The 19,548-nt window shown below is 35.9% G+C and carries 20 protein-coding genes; 9 read left to right on the top strand and 11 right to left on the bottom strand.

Features of this window, described 5'->3' with window-relative positions; translation table 11 throughout:
- Positions 1-12: 12 nt before the first annotated feature.
- Entirely contained in the window at positions 13-282 is a 270-nt protein-coding gene (gene rpsO / locus K319_RS0105080; RefSeq protein WP_027382657.1) for a 30S ribosomal protein S15, read from the top strand.
- 55 nt (positions 283-337) lie between these two features.
- Here the strand turns inward: rpsO and nrdG are convergent, their stop codons facing one another.
- The 10 genes from nrdG to K319_RS0105030 form a co-directional block, all read right to left on the bottom strand.
- Positions 338-808 (bottom strand): anaerobic ribonucleoside-triphosphate reductase activating protein, encoded by a 471-nt coding sequence (gene nrdG, locus K319_RS0105075; RefSeq protein ID WP_027382656.1) that lies wholly within the window; start codon positions 806-808, stop codon positions 338-340.
- Positions 792-2,933 (bottom strand): anaerobic ribonucleoside-triphosphate reductase, encoded by a 2,142-nt coding sequence (gene nrdD, locus K319_RS0105070; RefSeq protein ID WP_213083430.1) that lies wholly within the window; start codon positions 2,931-2,933, stop codon positions 792-794. The genes nrdG and nrdD overlap by 17 nt, the downstream gene beginning before the upstream one ends.
- A gap of 179 nt (positions 2,934-3,112) precedes the next feature.
- On the bottom strand, positions 3,113-3,616 hold the full coding sequence (locus K319_RS0105065; protein ID WP_027382654.1) for a GNAT family N-acetyltransferase: 504 nt from the start codon (positions 3,614-3,616) through the stop codon (positions 3,113-3,115).
- 256 nt (positions 3,617-3,872) lie between these two features.
- Positions 3,873-6,410, bottom strand: coding sequence for a YfhO family protein (locus K319_RS0105060; RefSeq protein ID WP_027382653.1), 2,538 nt, complete (start codon positions 6,408-6,410; stop codon positions 3,873-3,875).
- 55 nt (positions 6,411-6,465) lie between these two features.
- The gene (locus K319_RS0105055; protein WP_027382652.1) at positions 6,466-7,059 is read right to left on the bottom strand and encodes a hypothetical protein; all 594 of its coding nucleotides are present in this window, start codon (positions 7,057-7,059) and stop codon (positions 6,466-6,468) included.
- A 60-nt stretch (positions 7,060-7,119) separates the two neighbouring features.
- Positions 7,120-7,344 carry a hypothetical protein gene (locus tag K319_RS0105050; protein ID WP_027382651.1) on the bottom strand — a complete coding sequence of 75 codons (225 nt, stop codon included), beginning with the start codon at positions 7,342-7,344 and terminating at the stop codon, positions 7,120-7,122.
- 12 nt (positions 7,345-7,356) lie between these two features.
- The gene (locus K319_RS0105045) at positions 7,357-8,400 is read right to left on the bottom strand and encodes a DUF6263 family protein (RefSeq protein ID WP_027382650.1); all 1,044 of its coding nucleotides are present in this window, start codon (positions 8,398-8,400) and stop codon (positions 7,357-7,359) included.
- Between the two features lie 56 nt (positions 8,401-8,456).
- Positions 8,457-9,209, bottom strand: a complete 753-nt coding sequence (gene rlmB, locus K319_RS0105040; protein ID WP_027382649.1) for a 23S rRNA (guanosine(2251)-2'-O)-methyltransferase RlmB — start codon at positions 9,207-9,209, stop codon at positions 8,457-8,459.
- Positions 9,210-9,466: 257 nt separating this feature from the next.
- On the bottom strand, positions 9,467-9,904 hold the full coding sequence (locus tag K319_RS0105035; RefSeq protein WP_027382648.1) for a hypothetical protein: 438 nt from the start codon (positions 9,902-9,904) through the stop codon (positions 9,467-9,469).
- Between the two features lie 22 nt (positions 9,905-9,926).
- Positions 9,927-10,406 carry a DinB family protein gene (locus K319_RS0105030; RefSeq protein WP_027382647.1) on the bottom strand — a complete coding sequence of 160 codons (480 nt, stop codon included), beginning with the start codon at positions 10,404-10,406 and terminating at the stop codon, positions 9,927-9,929.
- Positions 10,407-10,621: 215 nt separating this feature from the next.
- Between K319_RS0105030 and K319_RS0105025 the strand changes: the two genes are divergently transcribed.
- The 5 genes from K319_RS0105025 (at position 10,622) to K319_RS0105005 (ending at position 15,964) form a co-directional block, all read left to right on the top strand.
- Positions 10,622-11,626, top strand: coding sequence for an AAA family ATPase (locus K319_RS0105025; protein WP_027382646.1), 1,005 nt, complete (start codon positions 10,622-10,624; stop codon positions 11,624-11,626).
- 351 nt (positions 11,627-11,977) lie between these two features.
- Positions 11,978-12,838 (top strand): DUF58 domain-containing protein, encoded by an 861-nt coding sequence (locus tag K319_RS0105020; RefSeq protein ID WP_027382645.1) that lies wholly within the window; start codon positions 11,978-11,980, stop codon positions 12,836-12,838.
- Positions 12,839-12,896: 58 nt separating this feature from the next.
- The gene (locus tag K319_RS19810; protein ID WP_051230434.1) at positions 12,897-13,850 is read left to right on the top strand and encodes a BatD family protein; all 954 of its coding nucleotides are present in this window, start codon (positions 12,897-12,899) and stop codon (positions 13,848-13,850) included.
- 157 nt (positions 13,851-14,007) lie between these two features.
- Positions 14,008-14,952, top strand: a complete 945-nt coding sequence (locus tag K319_RS0105010; RefSeq protein ID WP_235696080.1) for a VWA domain-containing protein — start codon at positions 14,008-14,010, stop codon at positions 14,950-14,952.
- A gap of 4 nt (positions 14,953-14,956) precedes the next feature.
- Entirely contained in the window at positions 14,957-15,964 is a 1,008-nt protein-coding gene (locus K319_RS0105005; protein ID WP_027382643.1) for a VWA domain-containing protein, read from the top strand.
- Between the two features lie 238 nt (positions 15,965-16,202).
- On the opposite strand, the gene K319_RS0105000 is transcribed toward K319_RS0105005, so the two are convergent.
- The gene (locus K319_RS0105000) at positions 16,203-16,637 is read right to left on the bottom strand and encodes a type I restriction enzyme HsdR N-terminal domain-containing protein (protein ID WP_027382642.1); all 435 of its coding nucleotides are present in this window, start codon (positions 16,635-16,637) and stop codon (positions 16,203-16,205) included.
- An 8-nt stretch (positions 16,638-16,645) separates the two neighbouring features.
- On the opposite strand from K319_RS0105000, the gene holA reads away from it, so the two are divergent.
- The 3 genes from holA to trxB all read left to right on the top strand — a co-directional run bounded on the left by holA (position 16,646) and on the right by trxB (position 19,544).
- Positions 16,646-17,683, top strand: coding sequence for a DNA polymerase III subunit delta (gene holA, locus K319_RS0104995; RefSeq protein WP_027382641.1), 1,038 nt, complete (start codon positions 16,646-16,648; stop codon positions 17,681-17,683).
- Between the two features lie 32 nt (positions 17,684-17,715).
- Positions 17,716-18,411 carry a hypothetical protein gene (locus tag K319_RS0104990; protein WP_027382640.1) on the top strand — a complete coding sequence of 232 codons (696 nt, stop codon included), beginning with the start codon at positions 17,716-17,718 and terminating at the stop codon, positions 18,409-18,411.
- A 164-nt stretch (positions 18,412-18,575) separates the two neighbouring features.
- Entirely contained in the window at positions 18,576-19,544 is a 969-nt protein-coding gene (gene trxB, locus K319_RS0104985) for a thioredoxin-disulfide reductase (protein ID WP_027382639.1), read from the top strand.
- The last annotated feature ends 4 nt before the right edge of the window (positions 19,545-19,548 follow it).

Genomic DNA, 19,548 nt, shown 5'->3' with positions numbered 1-19,548 from the left:
AATAATATTGGAATGTATTTAACATCAGAAAAGAAAGCGGAAATCTTCGCAAAACACGGAAAATCTGCACAAGACACAGGAACAGCTGAAGGACAAGTTGCTCTATTCACTTTTAGAATCAACCACTTGACTCAGCACTTGAAAGCTAATCACAAAGACTTCAACACAGAAAGATCTCTTGTAAAGTTAGTAGGTAAAAGAAAAGCTCTTTTAGATTATTTGAAGAAAAAAGATATCAACAGATATAGAGCAATCATCGCTGAACTAGGAATCAGAAAGTAATCCTAAGCTCACGCAAAAAATTAAAGCAACTCAATTTGAGTTGCTTTTTTTATGGTTAAATTCTCTCTTTCTGAAACAAAAATGTCATATCAATCAGTTCATTATCGATAATTTTATAAAATCTTTGATTGGTGTCAAGTGAATCCAATCCTCCATATTTTCCTTTGTAGGGGCCAAGTTTTATAAAGTCAAAATATTTAATCTGAAAAGCTTTTGGCAATTTCTGTTTTCCGGAATACCAGGCGATTTTCAATTTTGGAGTAATTGATTTTACAAAAATTGCCAGTTTTTCAATTTCTAAAGGTTCTGAATCTCCACCCATAAAACAAATACAAGTAATAGCTCTGTTGTATTTTTTAATGATATACAAAATAGCATCTTGTGTAAGGCAAAATCCAATATCTTCCTGTAGTTGTGGACTATGACAGTTTTTGCAACGCAAAGGGCAATTAGAAATATTGATGGCTAAAGATACTTCATTCGGAACTTCTTGAAAAACAATATTATGATCAATGAACTTTAGCATAATGTCTTACAGAGGCTTCTTCTTGTCTTGGCACAGAAAAATTGCTGACCCTTTTCAGATAACCGATGACTCTTGTGAGATAGTCCAGATTTTCACTTTCGCAGGTTGGACATTTTTTCAGGTTTTGTTTGCTGATATGTCCGCAGTCATTACAAGCCGTATTCGGAATATTGAATGTGAAATAATTGCAGCCTTCCAAGATCGCCACTCTAAGAAGCTGTTGATATTGCTCTTTGGAAAGGTGTTCTTCAAGATTAAGATGCAGGGCAGAACCGCCTGTCAAATGTTCGATATATTTTTTACCGTGTAATTTGAATTTGTCCAGAATGTTTGTGGATTCATCTTCAACGATATAAAAATAACTGTTGTAGCAGTTTCTGGGAACTTGATAACCATCTTGTTTATCCCATTTTGAAAATTTGACACCCACATTTTCGGCCGGAATCATCTCGCAATTGAACATCACTTCAGCAGATTTATATTTCTTGTTATAATGTTCTATTAGCCCTAATATTTCCTGAACAAAGTTTTCATATTCATGATTATCATTGATCTCAATTCCTAAAAATTCTGCAGCTTCCACAAGCCCGTTCACACCAATTGTAAGATACTGGCGTTTCATATTGATATAGCCGGAATCGAAAAGTGGCAGCATTCTTTTACTTTCCAGGTATTTCAGATTTTCATTATAGGCCAATTGAACTTTATGAACCAGATCCATAACTTGTTCCAAAAATTCCAGATAAGGAATTCCTTTGTTCATAGCACTTTGAATACATCGATTCAAATTAATTGTAAGAACACTTTTAGAACCTGTTGAGATTCCGCCTGCGCCTAAAGTATAGCTGAAAGTATTGTCCGTAATTTCGTTTCTTAATCTGCAGCAACTGCTCAAAGAATCTGCATTGTCACTGATATAAGTGAAAAACGAATGTCCTTTGGAATACATCTCTGCCGTGAAACTGCCGTAGTCTTTATCTTTTACATCACCGTTTTCCGTTAAAAGAGCCATTGTTTCTACCGGAAAGGTCAGAACAGCTTTGGTTCTTTCTTCATTGAACCAATTCATAAATCGTTTTTGAAGCCAGCTCAAGGATTTCCAATCCGGTCTTCTTCCATCGGGAAAAACAAAATCCTCGAAAAGACTTTCAAAATAATATTGGTCATAGTAGGAGATATTCCAAAATACCGCTTGGAAGTTTCTAGCACCGGTTGGTTGGTTAATAGAATAGACAATCTGCTCAAAACAATCCGTGATCACTTTGTCCAGACTTCTTTGTTTTAAGGAAAGGTCAACGATTTTATCAGAATCCAAATAATAATCATCGCCGTATTCCTTTTGTATAAAATGATTCATATACATCAGGAATTCTGGTGTTGCACAAGCACCGCTCAACATACTGGAAACCATAAAAACCAGATTGATGAAACCACCACAAAAAGATTTGAGATTGGTTGGCGCTTTGGAATTTCCTCCAATCGATTTTGTTCCGTCGATCAGCCACGGATACATTGTGATACTTGCACAGTAATTGGCAAGGCTGGTTTCGTCGTTCTTATAAATGAAATGATTGTTGAGCAGTTTTATATACTTGTCAGAGACCTCTTTTCCATACATATCCTTTAATTTGTCGGTCAACATTTTTCTGTTGAGACGGATGAAGTTTGACTTTGGTAATTCTCCAATCAATGTTGCCAAATTCTTGTTGTCAACGTTGGCATTGGCGTCATATCGGCTTCCTGTTGCAGCATTGGAAGCATCACAATAATCTATCAAAAACTCCAGCTTGTCTTTTACTTCTCGGTCTTCTGTGTGCTTTTGGCGATACAGCATATAAGACTTGGCAACGTGATAATATTGCTCTTTCATCAAGGCAATTTCCACCTGATTCTGAATCTCTTCCACAGAAATCTGATTCCTGATACTGATTCTGCTAAGGATGTTTCCCAAAGCTTCCTGTGTTGCAAAACTGCCAACAGAGAGAAAAGCTTTTGAAATGGCATTTTTGATTTTTTTGATGGAGAAAACTTCCTTTTTTCCGTCTCTTTTGATAATAATCGTTTCCATAAGTATATAGTTGTAGCTGTCCGTAAATGAAGGGTTTACAGATGGGTTGATGAACATTTAAAAAAGCTGTACATCAAATTTAGAGACATTAATGGATTAATTTGTCCTTTAGGAAGTCTAATTTTCTATGAGATTATTCAGTTGAGCGGTGTTCGATTTTTGTGTAAATTGAATGTTTTTTGTGGTGGGATTCTTTGAGATGTTTCAAATAAAAAAGCAACTCGGGTTGAGTTGCTTTATTTTTCGATTTTATAAATAACGCCTTTGTTCTTTTCATCAAAATCAAATTCTCTTTCAAACTTAAGTCCAATTTTTTCAAGAACTTTAATTGAAGCCAGATTTTCTGACATTGCCCTGCCAATTATTGATTTTAAATTCAGATTTTTAAAGCCATAATCCAGACAAGCTTTTGCACTTTCTGTTGCGAAACCTTTGTTCCAGTGTTCCTCAAAAAATCTAAATCCAATATCTGTTTCATTCAGATGTTTATCATATTTTAAACCACACCAACCTAGAAATTCGTTATTTGATTTTTCAATCACAGCCCATCTTCCAAAACCATTGAGTTTATAGTCCTGATAGTTTTCAAGGAAATCTTTAGCTTCATTAATATCTTTGAAAGCGGAATTTCCTGTGTATTTTATCACATTTGGATTGAGATTTAATCTGTAGAAATTTTCTGCGTCATTAGTATTTAATTCTCGTAAAATAAGTCTTTCTGTTATTAAGATTTCTTTCATTTGGTTTTAAAGTTTTAATGAATATCCGTAATTCGTAATGATTTAGTTTTTAAACGTTTTTTGTCATTCCGGAGGAATCTAAACTGTTTTATTTTCAGTATGTTGAGATTCCTGCCGGAATGACAAAGCGACTGCTGATTTTAACGTTACGTTTAAAAAAGGGCATTCATAAAAATTTTTTCAGAATTTCAAATTTTAGAAAACAAAAGCAACTAAATCGAGTTGCTTTTATCATATCATACTTTGCCTTGGATTTTTAGACTTCCGCAACCTCAGATTTCCTAGAATCCTTGAACAAAAAATAAATCCCAACCAAACTCAACAAAATAAACAATCCAAAACTTATCAAAGAAAATAATTTCCCTTTTTCGATAACCGCCGGTTCAAATTTCATTTCAATTTTATGTTTTCCTGCCGGAACATAAAGCGCTCTCAAAAGATAATCTGCTTTGATATAATCTACTTTGCTTCCATCCAGATAAACATTCCAGCCGTGTGGATAATAGATTTCTGAAAATACAGCTAACTGAGGTGTCTTAGAAGATGAATCAAATGATAATTCGTTCGGCTGGTAAGTTTTCAAAGCCAAATATGCTGTTGAATCTTTTGCCAGATTCTTCCCGTTGAAATAAGCTTTGTCATCTTTAGAAATTACGGCAATTTTCTTTGTGTCAACATTCCCTGTTTCATTCAGTTCCTCGTTCGGATTGTTCACAAATTTGATATCAGAAACAAACCATGCATTTCCATTAGCTTCAGGATTGGGCGTGATTTCCGGTTTTTGCTGGTCGCCAACTAAGAAATATTTGGTGTTCAGCAGATTCAGGATCCTAACCGTTCTCACCTGGTCAGTTGTTGAGAAATATTTGTTGATGAGGTCATCATATCGTCTCAATTTAACTGCATGATAACCACCAATTGACGATTTGAAATAGGATGTATTGGTCTCGCTGAAAGTCGGCAGGATATTATTGAAAATCCTGTAATGGTCTTTGTCTTTTTCTGCAATCGTTTGAAGTGCTTTGTTAACTTCGGTCTGCTGCAAAAGGCTTTGAACAAAAGCATCGTTCCCTGCTTTGCTCATCAGGTATTCCGAATTTTCTGTCTGGAAAGGATAATCAGCAAAAGTCCTGTCTACAAAATTATCATCGTTCAGATAACGTCTGTTAACCGTCCATAGGTCAAATAAACTTACAACTCCGATAATCAATAAAACCAAATTGGTATTCAGTTTTTTCTTTAATCCTAAAAATAAAACGCCCGCCGTAATCAAAACATAAATAATGGCTTTTAAAGCATCGGTTTGGAACATTGATGCTCTTTCATCAACCAGATAATCCAATAGAAATGGCGGAAGGTAGGTTTTCTCATTGGCTGTATAGAAGCCTAAAATCCCTTTTCCGAAAATCATCAGAATCAATGTAATTCCGAGAACTGTTCCCGAAACGTAAAGCAAGATTTTCTTTTTGTATTCTTCGGTCAGATCTTTGTCGGTAAAGAATTTATATAATCCAAGAATCGCGATAAGAGGAAATAAAAACTCGACAACCACCAAAATGGAAGACGGTGCACGGAATTTATTATACATCGGAACATAATCGATAAAGAAATCTGTAAGAACAGCGAAATTGCTTCCCCAAGCTAAGAAGATGGTCAAAATCGAAGCGCCTAAAATCCAATATCTGTATTTTTTTCCGGCAAAGAAAAATCCTAAAATCGCTAAGAAACAAACCACTGCGCCCTGATAGGCCGGTCCGGAAGTGCTTGGCTGGTCACCCCAATAGGTCAGGCTACCAAAGCCTTTCATCATCATTTCATATTCCTGCTGGGATTTGATATTTTCCTGAGCCAGTTCCTGTACTTTTTCCATCATTTTTTCTGAGCCCGGTTCCTGACTTCCACCGCCCATTAGTCTAGGAATAAATAAGTTAAGTGTTTCCAGTTTTCCATAACTCCACATGGTGATGCTTTCTTTGTCCATTCCGGATTTCCCGGCGGTATGAGAACCTGTATTCAGAATTTGCTTTCCGCGGACAGTTTCTTTCACATATTCTGCGTTGGCCATAATTCTTTGGGAATTCATTCCAACTCCGATCATGACTGCAAATCCAACCAATCCGAAAGAAATCAGGAAATGTTTCCATTCGATTTTTCCTTTAATTGCCCGAATTAATTCAGAAAGAAATAAAAATCCTAATCCAAGAAACAAGTAGTAAGTCATCTGTGGGTGATTTGCACAGATCTGCAAACCTGCAAAAAGTGCCGTGACGATAAATCCGAGAATATATTTTTTCCTAAAATAAACGAGTATGATTCCAGCTACAAGTGGAGCGAAATAAGCAATCGTATGAACTTTTCCGTTGTGTCCGGCGGCAATAATGATGTAGAAATAAGTTGATAATCCGAAGAAAGTTGCACCTAGTAAAGCGTATCTCCAATTTCTAACGGCGACCATTCCCAAAAAGAAAAATCCGGCAAATAGTAAGAAAAGGTAATTGGCAGGTTTTGGCAGGAACAAAAACAAGTCATCAATTTTTTTGATAATATCACCTCGGAACTGAGCTCCGGTCTGATAAGTCGGCATTCCTCCGAACATCGCGTCGCTCCAGTAAGTTTCTTTGTCGTTATTCGCACGATATTGCAAAAGTTCTTCTGCGCCTCCTTTATAGAAAACGATGTCGTGTTGCATCAGTCGTTTTCCGGAGATTACAGGATTTGCATATAGAACTGCCAACAAAACGAAAATCACCAGACTGGCGATAACGAATAGGATATTTTTCTTGTTTTTGAACATATTTATTTCTTTAAAAACCCTTTCAGAGTTTCAAACTCTGAAAGGGTTGGTCTTGTTAATATGGTAAGTTTAGTAATTCATAATTATTATGCGAAAATATGAAATTACTCTCGTCTTCAAAATAGCCTAAAACTTCTTTTCTCTTTAATTTAGAATTTTTACTAGATAAGATAGAATTGTATGATGACCATTTATAATATTTTGCATTATTTGTAATTCCGTGCTTGACCGGGTTATTATGAATATAAAGTATGATTTGCTTTAAATAAATTTCATCAGTGATTTTAATTCTTTCAAATGGTTTTTCAAAAATACTTCCAGTTCTATTATAACGTTTGTTGACCGCTTGTGTGTAAGAATTGAATAAATGTGAAAATTGTTTGGATGGGGAAATTATTTTTGGTTTTTCTGTTGTAGAAAATTTGAAATCTTCAGAATCAATATTATTTACAGATTTGACTCTAATTAATAAATGAAAATGATTTTTTAGTAAGCAATAAGAATAAATATCTGCAATGGGAATGATGTATTTATCTAATAGTTTAAGAAAATAAATATAATTTTCATTCTCAAAGAAAATATTTTCGTTGTTATTACCTCTGTTGTAGATATGATAAAAATAGTCGTTTTCTAAAGTTTCTATTTCCATTTTAAATAAAAACCCTTTCAGAGTTTTAAACTCTGAAAGGGTTGAATTAGGTTTTCGATATTATTTTTTCTCTTCTTTCACTTCCTCATAATCTACAGTTTCTGCATCCCATTTTACCTTTTTTCCAGGCATCTTTTTAGAATTTGTCTGCTCGCTCTGTTGTTGGTTCTTAGGATTAAGAGCTGGGAAGTTTTTATAAAACGCATTGAAAAACAATCGTTTCAAAATATTCCAAACAAAGAATATGATGATGGTTGCTAATATGAATTCGAAAATGTACTTCATTTCCTAATTTTTTTATTTATAAGAAGGATTAATAATAATAGATGTTGTGGAGTTTTTGGTCATACTTTGCGTCTGTTTCCCGTCTGACAAAGTTTCTTTCTGATTCGTTTTAACAGATAGATTCTGATTCAGAAGCCAGCCAGTATTTTCATCGATGATGATTTTTCCGCTTTCAGAACCGCCCATTGTCATGCTGTGTGTCATTCCGTTTTGGCTTTGTTTGTCAGATTTGGAAGGGATCACGCCGGTTACACTGATCTCCGCTTTGCCATCTTCAACTTTTACCAAAGTGAAAGTCAAAGTCTGCTTAAGTTTTCCGCTTGGGTCTATATCCTCAGATGTGGTCCATTTTTCTCCTATTTTAGCACCCTTTGTCGGGATTAACTTAAGATTTTTACTTAATTGTTCCTTCATCATTTCCTCATTGAAGCCAGCTTTAAAGCTTTCTACAAAAGCATCCTGTTGTTTGGTGTCTTTTACAGTTCCGGCAATCGATTTTCTTAAATTGTTCTGAACCGCTTCAAAGCCTGTGATCGATTTGATATTTCCGTAAACGTCCATTTTTACATTCAGTTTGTTGCCGGCCAGACCTTTGCTCACAATGTAATCCATTTTTAGATTATCTTCTTTTGGAGCAGGTTTTTTAGTGTCGATGGAGACCGTTTTTCCATTAGCCGTTGTTGACATTCTTTTTCCAACCATATTTAAGGTCAGGTCGTAGATGTTATCTTTGAAATCATTAACGGTTACAGACATTTCGTCTGTTGTTTCGCTGGTTCCGGACACTGTTTTCCCGTCTGGTGAGGTCAATTGCTGTATCTCTCTCTGATAAGAAACCAAAGGATAAGTTGTTCCTTTTTCCAGAATGAATTTCTGCTTATAGATTCCACTGCTGTCAGCAATAGCTTTTGGTTTTGATGCTTCTTCTGGGGAAACTTCTACGGTTACTGTTTCCGTTTTCCCTGTTTTCGGGTCAACTCGTGTAATGGTTTTGGTTTCCTTTTTACAAGCTGTTAATGTTATTGCGATTAGCGCAAGCGCTGTTATTTTTTTCATAAATGATATTTGATAAATGAATAAAGCTAAATTGATTGATCTCTAATTATTCATTTTTAATTATTAATTATCTTCTGTCTCACGGCTTCATAAAGAATTGCGCCACAAGCTACAGAGACGTTTAGGGATTGGGTTTTACCTTCGATCGGAAGTTTTATTTTTTCATCTGAATGATGAAGCACTTCTTTGGAGATTCCCGTTTCCTCATTTCCCATCACGATAGCGCACGGTTCTGTGAAGTCTGCATCGTATATCAATTTCTGCGCCTTTTCTGTCGCCGAGAAAACTTTGATACCACTTTGTTGCAAGAAATCGACCGAGTGTGCTAAGTTTTTTTCTTTACAGATCTTGATGTTATAAATGGCGCCAGCCGAAGTTTTAATCGCATCCGAGTTGATTGGTGCGCCTCCTTTTTCAGGAATCAAGATGGCATCGATTCCCACACACTCTGCAGTTCTGCAAATCGCCCCGAAGTTTCGGACATCGGTCAATCTGTCAAGAATCAGAATGAAAGGTGTTTTCCCTTCCTCGAAAAGTTGTGGTAAAACGTCCTCGATCTTATAAAATGGAACATCAGAAATAAAGGCAACTACACCCTGGTGGTTTTTTCTGGTAAAACGGTTGAGTTTTTCTACGGGAACGTAGTTGGGGCGCAGATTATGTTTTGCAAGAAGCTGTTTTAGTTCGATATAGATTTCGCCCTGCAAAGCATTTTGAATAAAGATTTTATCAATTGTTTTGCCAGCTTCCAGAGCTTCCATCACAGGTCTTAGTCCGAAGATGAAATCATCTTTTTTCTGTTCGTTCATTTATAAGAATTTGTTTTGCAAAAGTAAGGTTTTTGAGATTAGTTTTGTCTTAAGAAAATTGTAAAGTTCTTGTTTCAACCACAAAAGTCACAAAAGAATAATTCAAACACTTAAGTTGATGAAAAAGGATGCTGAAAAAAGTTCACATCAGCGCACTTAAGTTTAGAAAATCAAAGATTTTCATTTCTAAATTGAACTTATTTTATTGATTTGTAACTTAGCTCTAAAGTGACTTAAGTGTTAAGAATAATTTCATTTTAATCCAAAACAAAAACCAAGAACTCATCATTTTCAGTCTTGAATTTCAAATCGCCGGTTTTTCTTAGATCTTCGAATAATGGAGTAGGGAAAGTCTCGTCAAACTGTTTCGTTTTATAGAATCTTCCTTTTAATGTCAACGGGATTTTTTTGATCAATTTATCTGTCGTAACCGGAATTTTGAATTTCCTTTTTTCCGGGTCTTTGGAATCGACATAAAAACAATAATCGATCAATTCCGTTTTGTCAATATACTTTTTGTAATCCGATGTTTTTATGAAATTTGGCAAGTTGGTGTCCGACCAGGTCAGATAAAAAACCTCAATTTCCTGAGTTTTACTGATAGGCTGATAATATTTGAATCGGTCGTCATTCTCAGATTTTGAAAATGATAACAATCCTAAAATTAAAATTGGAAAAAGAAATCGAAAATTCATTTTATCAATTATGATCCATTGTTTATAAACTACTCAATCCTTCTCCAATCAAAGCTCTTTTCTGAGCCAAAATATAACCGTAATGGATACTTTCATGCATATTGTTGAAAATAATAGCATCCTGGATATTCTTCAAATCTATTCCAAAACTTGTGGAATAAGGTGTGTAATCCGGGAAAAAATCATTGTCAAAATCTTTCATCAGGATTTTTGACGTTTCAATCAGAAGATAAGCTAGATCCTCCATTTCGGATTGCTTCACATCCACATTGGCAAAAGTCCCTTTTTTATAAGTTTCTACCCAATATTTATCGATCCTGAACTGGTTTCCACTTAGATAATAGCATAACAATTGTTGCTGAGCAATACAATGTGCAATATTCCAATAGATGTTATTATTGAATCCATCGGGAATTGTAAGCAAATCCTTTTCGGATGTATTTTGTAAAATATTCAGCAGGTTTTTTCTGACCTGTCTGTGATTGGCAAAATGATAATTCATTTTAAAAATTAAATTTGAAGTTATAAATGTATGAAAAAGAGCCAAAATAAAAGAATAGTCATTGAAGAGATTATTGAATTGGGCTTCGGGAGTCTCAGCCTGACAACTATCAGCCAAAAACTACTTTAACAAATATTTAACGCAAGATTAGCAATTATTGTGTTTGCTGTTGCGGGTTTTTATATGAAATTTACCAATTATTTTTAATATTTACTATGTCAGAATTGAATCAAGCAGAAGATATCAGACAACTTACAGAGAAAGTAAAAGAACAGAATTACTTTTTTTCCATATTAAAACAAGAAATCAATCGCGCCATCATTGGTCAGGAATATATGATTGACCGCCTTTTGATAGGACTTCTGGGTAATGGTCACGTCCTTTTGGAAGGTGTTCCGGGTTTGGCAAAAACTTTAGCGATCAAAACTTTGGCAGAAGCTGTTCACGGACAGTTTTCAAGAATCCAGTTTACGCCGGATCTGTTGCCTGCAGATGTTGTGGGAACAATGATCTATAATGTAAAAGATAATGATTTCTCTATAAAAAAAGGACCTGTATTTGCGAACTTCGTTCTGGCGGATGAGATCAACAGAGCACCTGCGAAAGTTCAGTCTGCTTTGCTTGAAGTGATGCAGGAAAAACAAGTGACCATTGGTGACGAAACAATGCCTTTGCCAAAACCTTTCCTTGTATTGGCCACTCAAAACCCGATTGACCAGGAAGGAACTTACCTTTTACCGGAAGCGCAAACCGACCGCTTTATGTTGAAGTGTAAAATCGATTATCCCGAGTTTGAGGATGAAAGAAAGGTAATGAGAATGGTTTCTACACAGGATATTCCACAGATCAGACAAGTCGTCGATCTTGAACAGATTGTTGAAGCTAAAAAACTCATCAATCAGATCTATCTGGACGAGAAAATAGAAAAATATATTCTGGATATGGTTTTCGCAACACGTTACCCTGAAAAATACGGACTTTCTGACCTTAAAAATTATATCAGTTTCGGAGCATCGCCAAGAGCGAGTATCAATTTAGCGATTGCTTCCAGAGCTTATGCTTTCATCAAAGGAAGAGCTTTTGTGGTTCCGGAAGATGTGAAAGAAATTGCAAAAGATGTCTTGAGACACAGAATAGGATTGAGCTTTGAGGCAGAAGCTGAGGAAGTGACTCAGGACGAAATCGTAAATAGAATTCTTAGTAAGGTCCAAGCGCCTTAAACGAGTTGGAGGGCTTGAGAGCTGAGAGTTTTTGAATTTGAAAGTTCCGTAGGAACGAAATGTTTGTAAAAGTTTAAATCCAAAAGAGAGCGGCTCCGTAGGAGTCGAACTCAGAAATATTAAAAAAATAATTAGGACAAAAATTTTGTTCTTAAATTTGGTTATCGGTTGATAGTAGTCAGTTGTCGAATTATATATCAAGAAAAGAGATGATTTGAAAACTATCAACAGATGACCGCCAAAATTAGAGGCACTTCGGCAAGTTCAGTGTGACATCTCTAATACTAATCGCTTCAATAGAAACTTTTCAGTCTGAGATTCTCAAAGACTTTTAGAGTTTATAAAATTAATATGCAGATAAAAGATATCGTCAAAAAAGTAAAACAGATAGAGATCCGGACCCGAAAGAAAACGGAAGCATCGCTTATGGGACAATATCACAGTGCTTTCAAAGGTCAGGGAATGACGTTTTCGGAAGTGCGGCAATACCAATTTGGAGACGATACCAGACGAATCGACTGGAACAAAACAGCACGCTTCCGTGAACCGTTCGTAAAAGTAATGGAAGAAGAGCGGGAGCTGACGATGATGCTGGTTGTAGATGTTTCCGCATCTATGGATTATGGAACCAAAACCCAGCTGAAAAGAGAATTTGTTGCCGAGATTTGCGCTTCTCTTGGATTTTCTGCTGCCGGAAATAATGATAAAGTCGGATTGATTTTATACGCCGATAAAGTTCTGAAAGTCGTTCCGCCACAAAAAGGAAGAAAGCACGTTTTGTCGATCATCAGTAATATCCTGACTGCGGATTATGTTCCTTCAAGATCTAATATCGATACGGCTTTCAATTATATGATGAGCGTTTTCAAAAGAAAATCCCTGATTTTTGTCTTTTCCGATTTCGAAGACGAATTTGACCAGAAAATCCTGAATGTCACGGCAAGAAAACATCAGGTTTTGGGACTTCGTGTTTTTGATGAAAAAGATATGGAAATCCCTGATATCGGGTATGCACTCTTTCGTGATGCAGAAACCGGAAAACAAGTCTGGGCAAATACTTCCAGTGCAAGATGGCGTTATGAATTTGCAGAACAGCAAAAGCAGAAAATGAGACACACCAAGGAAGAGTTTGAGAATTCTTCTGCCCATTTTTTAGATATCAAAACTTCTGATGATTATAGCAAATTTTTGTATCAATATTTCAGAAAATAAATAAAAGAGACAAGAACAAAGAAAAAAGAGTCAAGACTTTCAACTGACAATTAAATCAATGCCTTACAGATTATTCAAAATATTTTTTTCGTTTTTTATATTCTTTTTTTCGTTAGGATTTTCACAAACCTTATCATCGAATCTGGACAAAACGACTTTGGCTTTGGGCGAAGTAGCGGTTTTTAAAATTCAGATTTTGGATTTGGATGGAAAAGATGTCCAGATTGCGCCACGAAATGAATTATTGCCTTTTCACTTCGAAATGGTCAATGATAGTATTGCGGTTCAGAAAGATATCTATTTGCGTTCGGTAAAATTTGCAGTTTTCCAGGAAGGGAAATTTACGATTCCGGAAATCGAAATTAAAGTCGGTGATGAGATCCTAAAAACAATTCCATACGAGGTAGAGGTCATTAACACAGCCAAAAAAGGCGACCAGATCAATGACATTATGAAGAACAAAGAAGTAGAACTGAATGTCCAGGATTATTGGGATTTGTATAAGTTTTACGTTCTTGTGGCATTGATGATCATTGCAATCATTGTTTTAATTATCGGAATTGTAAAATATGGAAAAAAACGCAAATCAAGTCCGATTGTTACTACGAATCAGACTTTGAAAGATTTGGAAAAACTCAGAAAGAAAAATTATATCGAGAACGAAAATTTTCGTGCTTTCTATGTGGAATTGATTGATATTACAAGAACTTTCATTACAAAACAATATCAGATTCCGGCAGATGTTTTGCTGACGGACGATTTGATAGATTATATGAAAAATACGAACGCCATTTCTCAAGAGAATGAAAAAGTTGTGGAAGATATATTCCTGCGTGGTGACCTTGTGAAATTTGCGAAAACGATTCCAACAAAAGAATTAATGGCTAAAGATTTTACAGAGATCAGAGATTTTGTAAAACGTTCTACGAAAGATGTAGAAGCTGAGAATCTTCGGAATGTTTCTGTTGCAGAACTCTCAGAGGCAGACAGATCTAAAATTAGAAAACTTTAAGAACCCGAAGGGTTCAATCTGAATAGCCGTAGGTGAAACCTATGGAAATATGAAATCAAGAAATTTTATTAAAATCATTTATCAATCATCATTAATCATTTATAATTAATCCGTGAATTTCGAGTTTTATAGTCCGTGGTTTTTACTGCTTTTTATTTTGTTCATTCCATTATTGATATTGGATTCTGGCAAGAAAAAGAGTAGAGGAATTGCTGTGCCTTCGGTGAAGAATATGCGACCAAGCGGAAACATTTCGCTGGTGATGACGTTTCTGAAGATTTCGAAATATTTTATCCTTTCAGCTTTGATCATAGCTTTGGCAAGACCTAGAACTTATACGATTTCTCAAGACAGAGACGAGTCCAAAGGAATTGATATTATGCTTTCTGTGGACGTTTCCTTGAGTATGATGGCGAAAGACCTTGACCCGGACAGATTGGAAGCGTTGAAGAAAATCGCGATTGATTTCGTTAATAAAAGAGAAAATGACAGGATTGGTTTGGTTGCGTATTCGGGGGAAGCTTACACCAAAGTTCCTTTAACGACCGACCACCAGGTGGTTATTGATGAATTGAACCAACTTAATCCATTAGAATTACAGCCTGGAACAGCAATTGGAGAAGGTCTTTCTGTTGCCGTTAATCACCTTAAAAAAAGCAAGGCCAAAAGTAAAATCATCATCTTGATGACAGATGGCGTGAACACCGTTCTGAATGCAATGCCTCCACAGATCGCTGCAGAATTAGCAAAAAATAACAGCATCAAAGTTTATACGGTTGGGATTGGAAGCAATGGTTTTGCCGCTTTTCCAACGGGAACTAATATTTTCGGAGACATTGTTTTCACAGAACAGAAAACTGAAATCGATGAGAATACTTTGATGGATATTGCTCAATTGACCGGCGGAAAATATTTCCGGGCAACTTCCAACAGCAGTCTTCAGAATGTTTATGATGAGATTAATCAATTGGAAAAATCTGAAGTGAAAACTTCAAAATTGTATAATTATGAAGAATATTTCAGGATTTTTCTTTGGGTAGCTTTAGGGTTTTTATTGTTGGATGCGTTGTTGAGATGGGTAATTTTTAAAATTTTGAATTAAGCTGATGAATTGGTATTTAGGAAATTACTGGTATCTGTTGTTGCTTTTGTTGTTGCCTGTCATTGGTTACTTCATCATCCATTATATCCGTTGGAAAAACCGAAAAAGAGACCTTTTTGCAGAAGGTAGATTTCAGGAGGTGTTGTTTGAGAAAACATCTTGGTTTGCCAAATTGTTCCCGGTTTTATACTTGCTAGGATTTTTATTCTTGATATTTTCGATTATAGACCTTTTGGGGGGGAAAGAAGAGATCAGTGTGCAACAAAATGTCAGCAGTACGATTTTCGTTCTGGATGTCTCCAACTCGATGAATGCACAGGATATCCAGCCAAGCCGATTGGAAGAAGCTAAGAATATTATCGTTAATTCCTTACAAAAACTGACCAACGATAGAGTAGGGATCATTGTTTTTGCCGGAGATGCTTATTCTGTGATGCCTTTATCGAGCGATTATTCTGCCGCTGAAACTTATCTTTCTGGAATCGAAACGAGCGTTATCCAAAACCAGGGAACCGATTTTCTGAAACCGATTCAAATCGCTGCTCAGAAATTCAAAAACATTACAAAAGGTTCCCGTAATATCGTTTTGATAAGTGATGGAGAGGATAACGAAGGTCATGAAGACGAAGCAATTAATTTGGCGAAAAAAGAGGGGATCAGGGTGACAACAATTGGTGTGGGAACAGAAGAAGGAGCTCCAATTCCAGAATATTATTTTGGACAATTGATGGGCTACAAATCCGATATGTATGGCGAAACAGTTGTTTCTAAATTGCAGACCAAAGCACTTAAAAATATCGCTAATTCAACTGGAGGCAATTATCTGGACGGAAATAATCTGGATAACGCCATTAATAATCTTATCAGCGAACTTCATAAATCCTCAAGTTCCACCAAGACCACGATAAGCTCCCAATCAGCGGTTCATTATTACCAATACTTTTTGGCGGTTTCGGTTCTGTTTTTCTTTTTGATCTATCTTTTCAATCCGAAGAAGGATTTTAATTTGTAGAAATATTTTTAGTGAATTTCTTTTGACAGCTTACTATGTTCGTTTGACTGTTTACTCAACACCTTTGATTGTTTACTAAAGACCTTTGACAATCTACTTTGTTCCTTTGATTTGTTACTTAATATTTTTGATGATCTACTTTAGACCTTTGATTGCCAACTTAGCACCTGTTTTCAAACTAAGCGAAGTCGAAGTATCAAATCTGCAAAATTTCCAAAATCAGTGAGAGATATTATCCTCACACCTTAGAATTTAAAAACAGATATTTTCCGTCTTTGTAATCGGCGAAGATATGATGTAATCCATTACTGATGATGATTTGTTCAGCACCAATTAAACTGTTATATCTTGCAATTTGCTCAAAGTGGATTTCTTTTAAGGCAATATTCGGAGCTTTGAGTTCCAGTAATATTTTTGGTTTTGTTTTTTCGGTTATGAGAAGGTCGATTCGCTTTGTTGTTCCGTTCAGTTCCAATTTTTTTTCAAGGATCAATGACGATAGATTTTTTTTCTTTACAAACCTATAATAATGAAGCCAATGCTGTCTTACCCATTCTTCCGGAGTGAGTACAAGCCAGCTTTTCCGAACCAAATCATAGATAAAAAATGTATCTTTGTCTTGTTTGATCTGGAAATCGAACTCATTTTCAAAATTTAGCTTCGGAACTTGCATACTTTAAGATGAAAGAAATAGATATTATCCTCAAAAATATTAAAAATAAAGAACTCTTACCGGTTTATTTTTTTCAGGGTGACGAGGCTTTTTATATCGATTTGGCTGTCAAGCATTTTGAGCAGGATGTTTTGGAAGAAGACGAAAAAGCTTTTAACCAAACAATTGCGTACGGTCGAGATACCAATTATCTGGAAGTTCTTTCATTGGCGAGACAATATCCAATGATGGGAGACAAACAGCTCATCATTGTGAAAGAAGCACAGGATATGAAACTGAATGAAGAAGAATCCAAAGCTTTGGAAACTTATCTGGAAAATCCTGTTCCTTCAACTATTTTGGTGATCGCACATAAGCACAAAAAGCTGGATGCCAGAAAAAAAGTAGCGAAAACTTTAGCGAAATCCGGAATGCTTTTCACAAGCGAGAAGATGAAAGATTATCAGCTCCCGACCTGGATCCAAGGGGAAATGTCTGTGATGGGAATAAAATCTGCGCCCAACATCAGTCATCTTTTGGCAGAATATCTTGGAAACGACCTTTCCAGAATTGCGAATGAACTTAATAAACTGAAAATTGTTCTAAAAGACGGTGCTGTTCTGGACGGGAAAATTATTGAGGAACACATTGGGATCAGTAAAGATTTCAACATCTTCGAACTTCAGAAAGCTTTGGCGACGAAAGACCAGGCAAAAGCCTTCAGTATTGCTTATTATATGGGAAAGAACAAAAAATCCAATCCTGTACAAATGGCTTTTGGAGCGCTTTACAATTTCTTTTCCAACATCATTATCTATCATACTTTGTCAGGGCAATCTCCACAAACGATAGCGTCTACAATGGGCGTGAATCCTTATGCGATAAAAGATTATTCTGAAGCGGCAAGATTTTATCCTTTGAAACATGCAACCAGAGTGATTTCAATTCTTCGAGAAATGGATCTGAAGTCCAAAGGTCTTGGTGTAAGACAAATGGAAGATGAGGAGATCTATAAAGAAATGGTTTATAAAATCATAAAAGTCGATGAGCTGAAAGTTTCGGTTTAAATTGAGATCATAAAACTAAAAACACAAAACAAATGAAAAACGAAGCATCAAGTAACATCAAATTGTTCGGGAAAATTACAGCAAAATCATTATTCGCCTGGATAAAAGTCGCTTTTATTGGGGCTGTGATTATGATTACCAATATTACAATTGCTATCATTTTATTTAGTGATAATCCGGGGGGTGGATTTCCGGCTTCAGGTCACGCCGGGATTCTCGGTGCCGTTATGGGATTTATCTTCCTTTTTATGGTTGAGTTTTGGTCGGCTTTGTTACTAACTGTCGGAATTCTAGTGCCAGTGCTGTTTATTATTTTAGCTAATAAAAATGCAATTGCTTCCGCTATTTATAATGTCTGGAAATTCAAAATTGCTGATTTTGTAGAACCTAAAATTGAGTTTTATGTTGATAAAATCCTTCAGAAACAACCCGATTTTCTAAAGAATATTACAAATTGGAGCGTTGTAAAAGTGAAACTGCTGGATACAATCAATAATGATTCGCAAACACCTAAACTACAGAAGAGAATCATCAAATTCATTCTGAAAAAAATCAAAATGGATGATGTGGATTTTAAAAACCCAAATACCAATTTGAGTAGTATTTTATCTTTTAAGATAAGACAATTTATCGAAGGTTTTGCAGAACCAGACCTTAAACTGGTTTGGATTCTTGTGGGAATTGATATTGTGTTGATTATTCTGGCTTTTGTTTTTAATGATCATTGATTATTTACCATTCATATATTTCACATTGACAGTTTAGATAGGTTCTGAATAATTAATTCCCGAAATTTATACCCGATTTTTCAAACAAAGAATTATATTTGAAAATTCCAATTTCGAAAGAAATTTTAACATATCCTTAAAAATAAAATAATTCAATAATAAAAATGGAAAACAATATTTTAGATTGTGTCATTGTAGGCTCTGGACCTGCTGGTTTTACAGCAGCAATTTACGCAGCAAGAGCAAACCTGAGACCGGAACTTTTCACGGGATTAGAACCAGGGGGGCAATTGACGACAACTACAGAAGTAGAAAATTTCCCAGGTTATCCGGATGGAATTACAGGACCGGAAATGATGCTTCAACTTCAAAAACAAGCAGAACGTTTCGATACCAAAGTTCATTATGAGATGATCTCCAAAGTTGAGTTTTCCAAAGTAAGGGGTGGGATCCATAAATTAAGCACAGGTTCTCGTGAGATTCTTGCAAAAAGTGTGATCATCTCTACAGGTGCGGCAGCAAAATATTTGGGACTGCCGGATGAGAAAAAATATGCAGGTGGAGGTGTTTCGGCTTGTGCAACATGTGACGGATTTTTCTATAGAGGAAAAGATGTGATCGTTGTTGGCGCTGGTGATACAGCTGCAGAAGAAGCTACTTATCTTTCTAAGATCTGTAACAAAGTGACCGTGTTAGTTAGAAAAGACCATTTCCGTGCTTCCAAAGTGATGGTTGACCGAGTCCTGAGTACTTCCAATATCGAAGTGAAATACAATCACGAGCTAATCGGAATAGAAGGTGAAAACGCCTTGGTAGAGAGAGCTAAAGTTGTTAATAATCTTACAGACGAGGTTTCAACAATAGATGTCCACGGGATTTTCATCGCGATTGGCCACAAACCCAATACAGATCTTTTCAAAGGGCAAATTAACTTGGATGAAAATGGGTACATCATTACGGAAGGAAAATCGGCAAGAACCAATCTTCCTGGTGTTTTTGCTGCGGGAGATGTTCAGGACCATCATTACAGACAAGCGATTACAGCGGCCGGAAGCGGTTGTATGGCTGCAATGGATGCTGAAAAATATCTTGGCGAATTGGCCGGAGAAAACCATACTTGGGTAGAACAGTAATTGT

It is taken from the genome of Epilithonimonas caeni DSM 17710 (assembly GCF_000426465.1).
GTDB lineage: Bacteria > Bacteroidota > Bacteroidia > Flavobacteriales > Weeksellaceae > Epilithonimonas > Epilithonimonas caeni.
This window is presented reverse-complemented; position numbering and strand designations above follow the sequence as displayed.

Coding starts and splice junctions, on each gene's coding strand:
- rpsO (WP_027382657.1), top strand. CDS start 13: ATGTATTTAACATCAGAAAAGAAAGCGGAAATCTTCGCAAAACACGGA.
- nrdG (WP_027382656.1), bottom strand. CDS start 808: ATGCTAAAGTTCATTGATCATAATATTGTTTTTCAAGAAGTTCCGAAT.
- nrdD (WP_213083430.1), bottom strand. CDS start 2,933: ATGTTCATCAACCCATCTGTAAACCCTTCATTTACGGACAGCTACAAC.
- K319_RS0105065 (WP_027382654.1), bottom strand. CDS start 3,616: ATGAAAGAAATCTTAATAACAGAAAGACTTATTTTACGAGAATTAAAT.
- K319_RS0105060 (WP_027382653.1), bottom strand. CDS start 6,410: ATGTTCAAAAACAAGAAAAATATCCTATTCGTTATCGCCAGTCTGGTG.
- K319_RS0105055 (WP_027382652.1), bottom strand. CDS start 7,059: ATGGAAATAGAAACTTTAGAAAACGACTATTTTTATCATATCTACAAC.
- K319_RS0105050 (WP_027382651.1), bottom strand. CDS start 7,344: ATGAAGTACATTTTCGAATTCATATTAGCAACCATCATCATATTCTTT.
- K319_RS0105045 (WP_027382650.1), bottom strand. CDS start 8,400: ATGAAAAAAATAACAGCGCTTGCGCTAATCGCAATAACATTAACAGCT.
- rlmB (WP_027382649.1), bottom strand. CDS start 9,209: ATGAACGAACAGAAAAAAGATGATTTCATCTTCGGACTAAGACCTGTG.
- K319_RS0105035 (WP_027382648.1), bottom strand. CDS start 9,904: ATGAATTTTCGATTTCTTTTTCCAATTTTAATTTTAGGATTGTTATCA.
- K319_RS0105030 (WP_027382647.1), bottom strand. CDS start 10,406: ATGAATTATCATTTTGCCAATCACAGACAGGTCAGAAAAAACCTGCTG.
- K319_RS0105025 (WP_027382646.1), top strand. CDS start 10,622: ATGTCAGAATTGAATCAAGCAGAAGATATCAGACAACTTACAGAGAAA.
- K319_RS0105020 (WP_027382645.1), top strand. CDS start 11,978: ATGCAGATAAAAGATATCGTCAAAAAAGTAAAACAGATAGAGATCCGG.
- K319_RS19810 (WP_051230434.1), top strand. CDS start 12,897: ATGCCTTACAGATTATTCAAAATATTTTTTTCGTTTTTTATATTCTTT.
- K319_RS0105005 (WP_027382643.1), top strand. CDS start 14,957: ATGAATTGGTATTTAGGAAATTACTGGTATCTGTTGTTGCTTTTGTTG.
- K319_RS0105000 (WP_027382642.1), bottom strand. CDS start 16,637: ATGCAAGTTCCGAAGCTAAATTTTGAAAATGAGTTCGATTTCCAGATC.
- holA (WP_027382641.1), top strand. CDS start 16,646: ATGAAAGAAATAGATATTATCCTCAAAAATATTAAAAATAAAGAACTC.
- K319_RS0104990 (WP_027382640.1), top strand. CDS start 17,716: ATGAAAAACGAAGCATCAAGTAACATCAAATTGTTCGGGAAAATTACA.
- trxB (WP_027382639.1), top strand. CDS start 18,576: ATGGAAAACAATATTTTAGATTGTGTCATTGTAGGCTCTGGACCTGCT.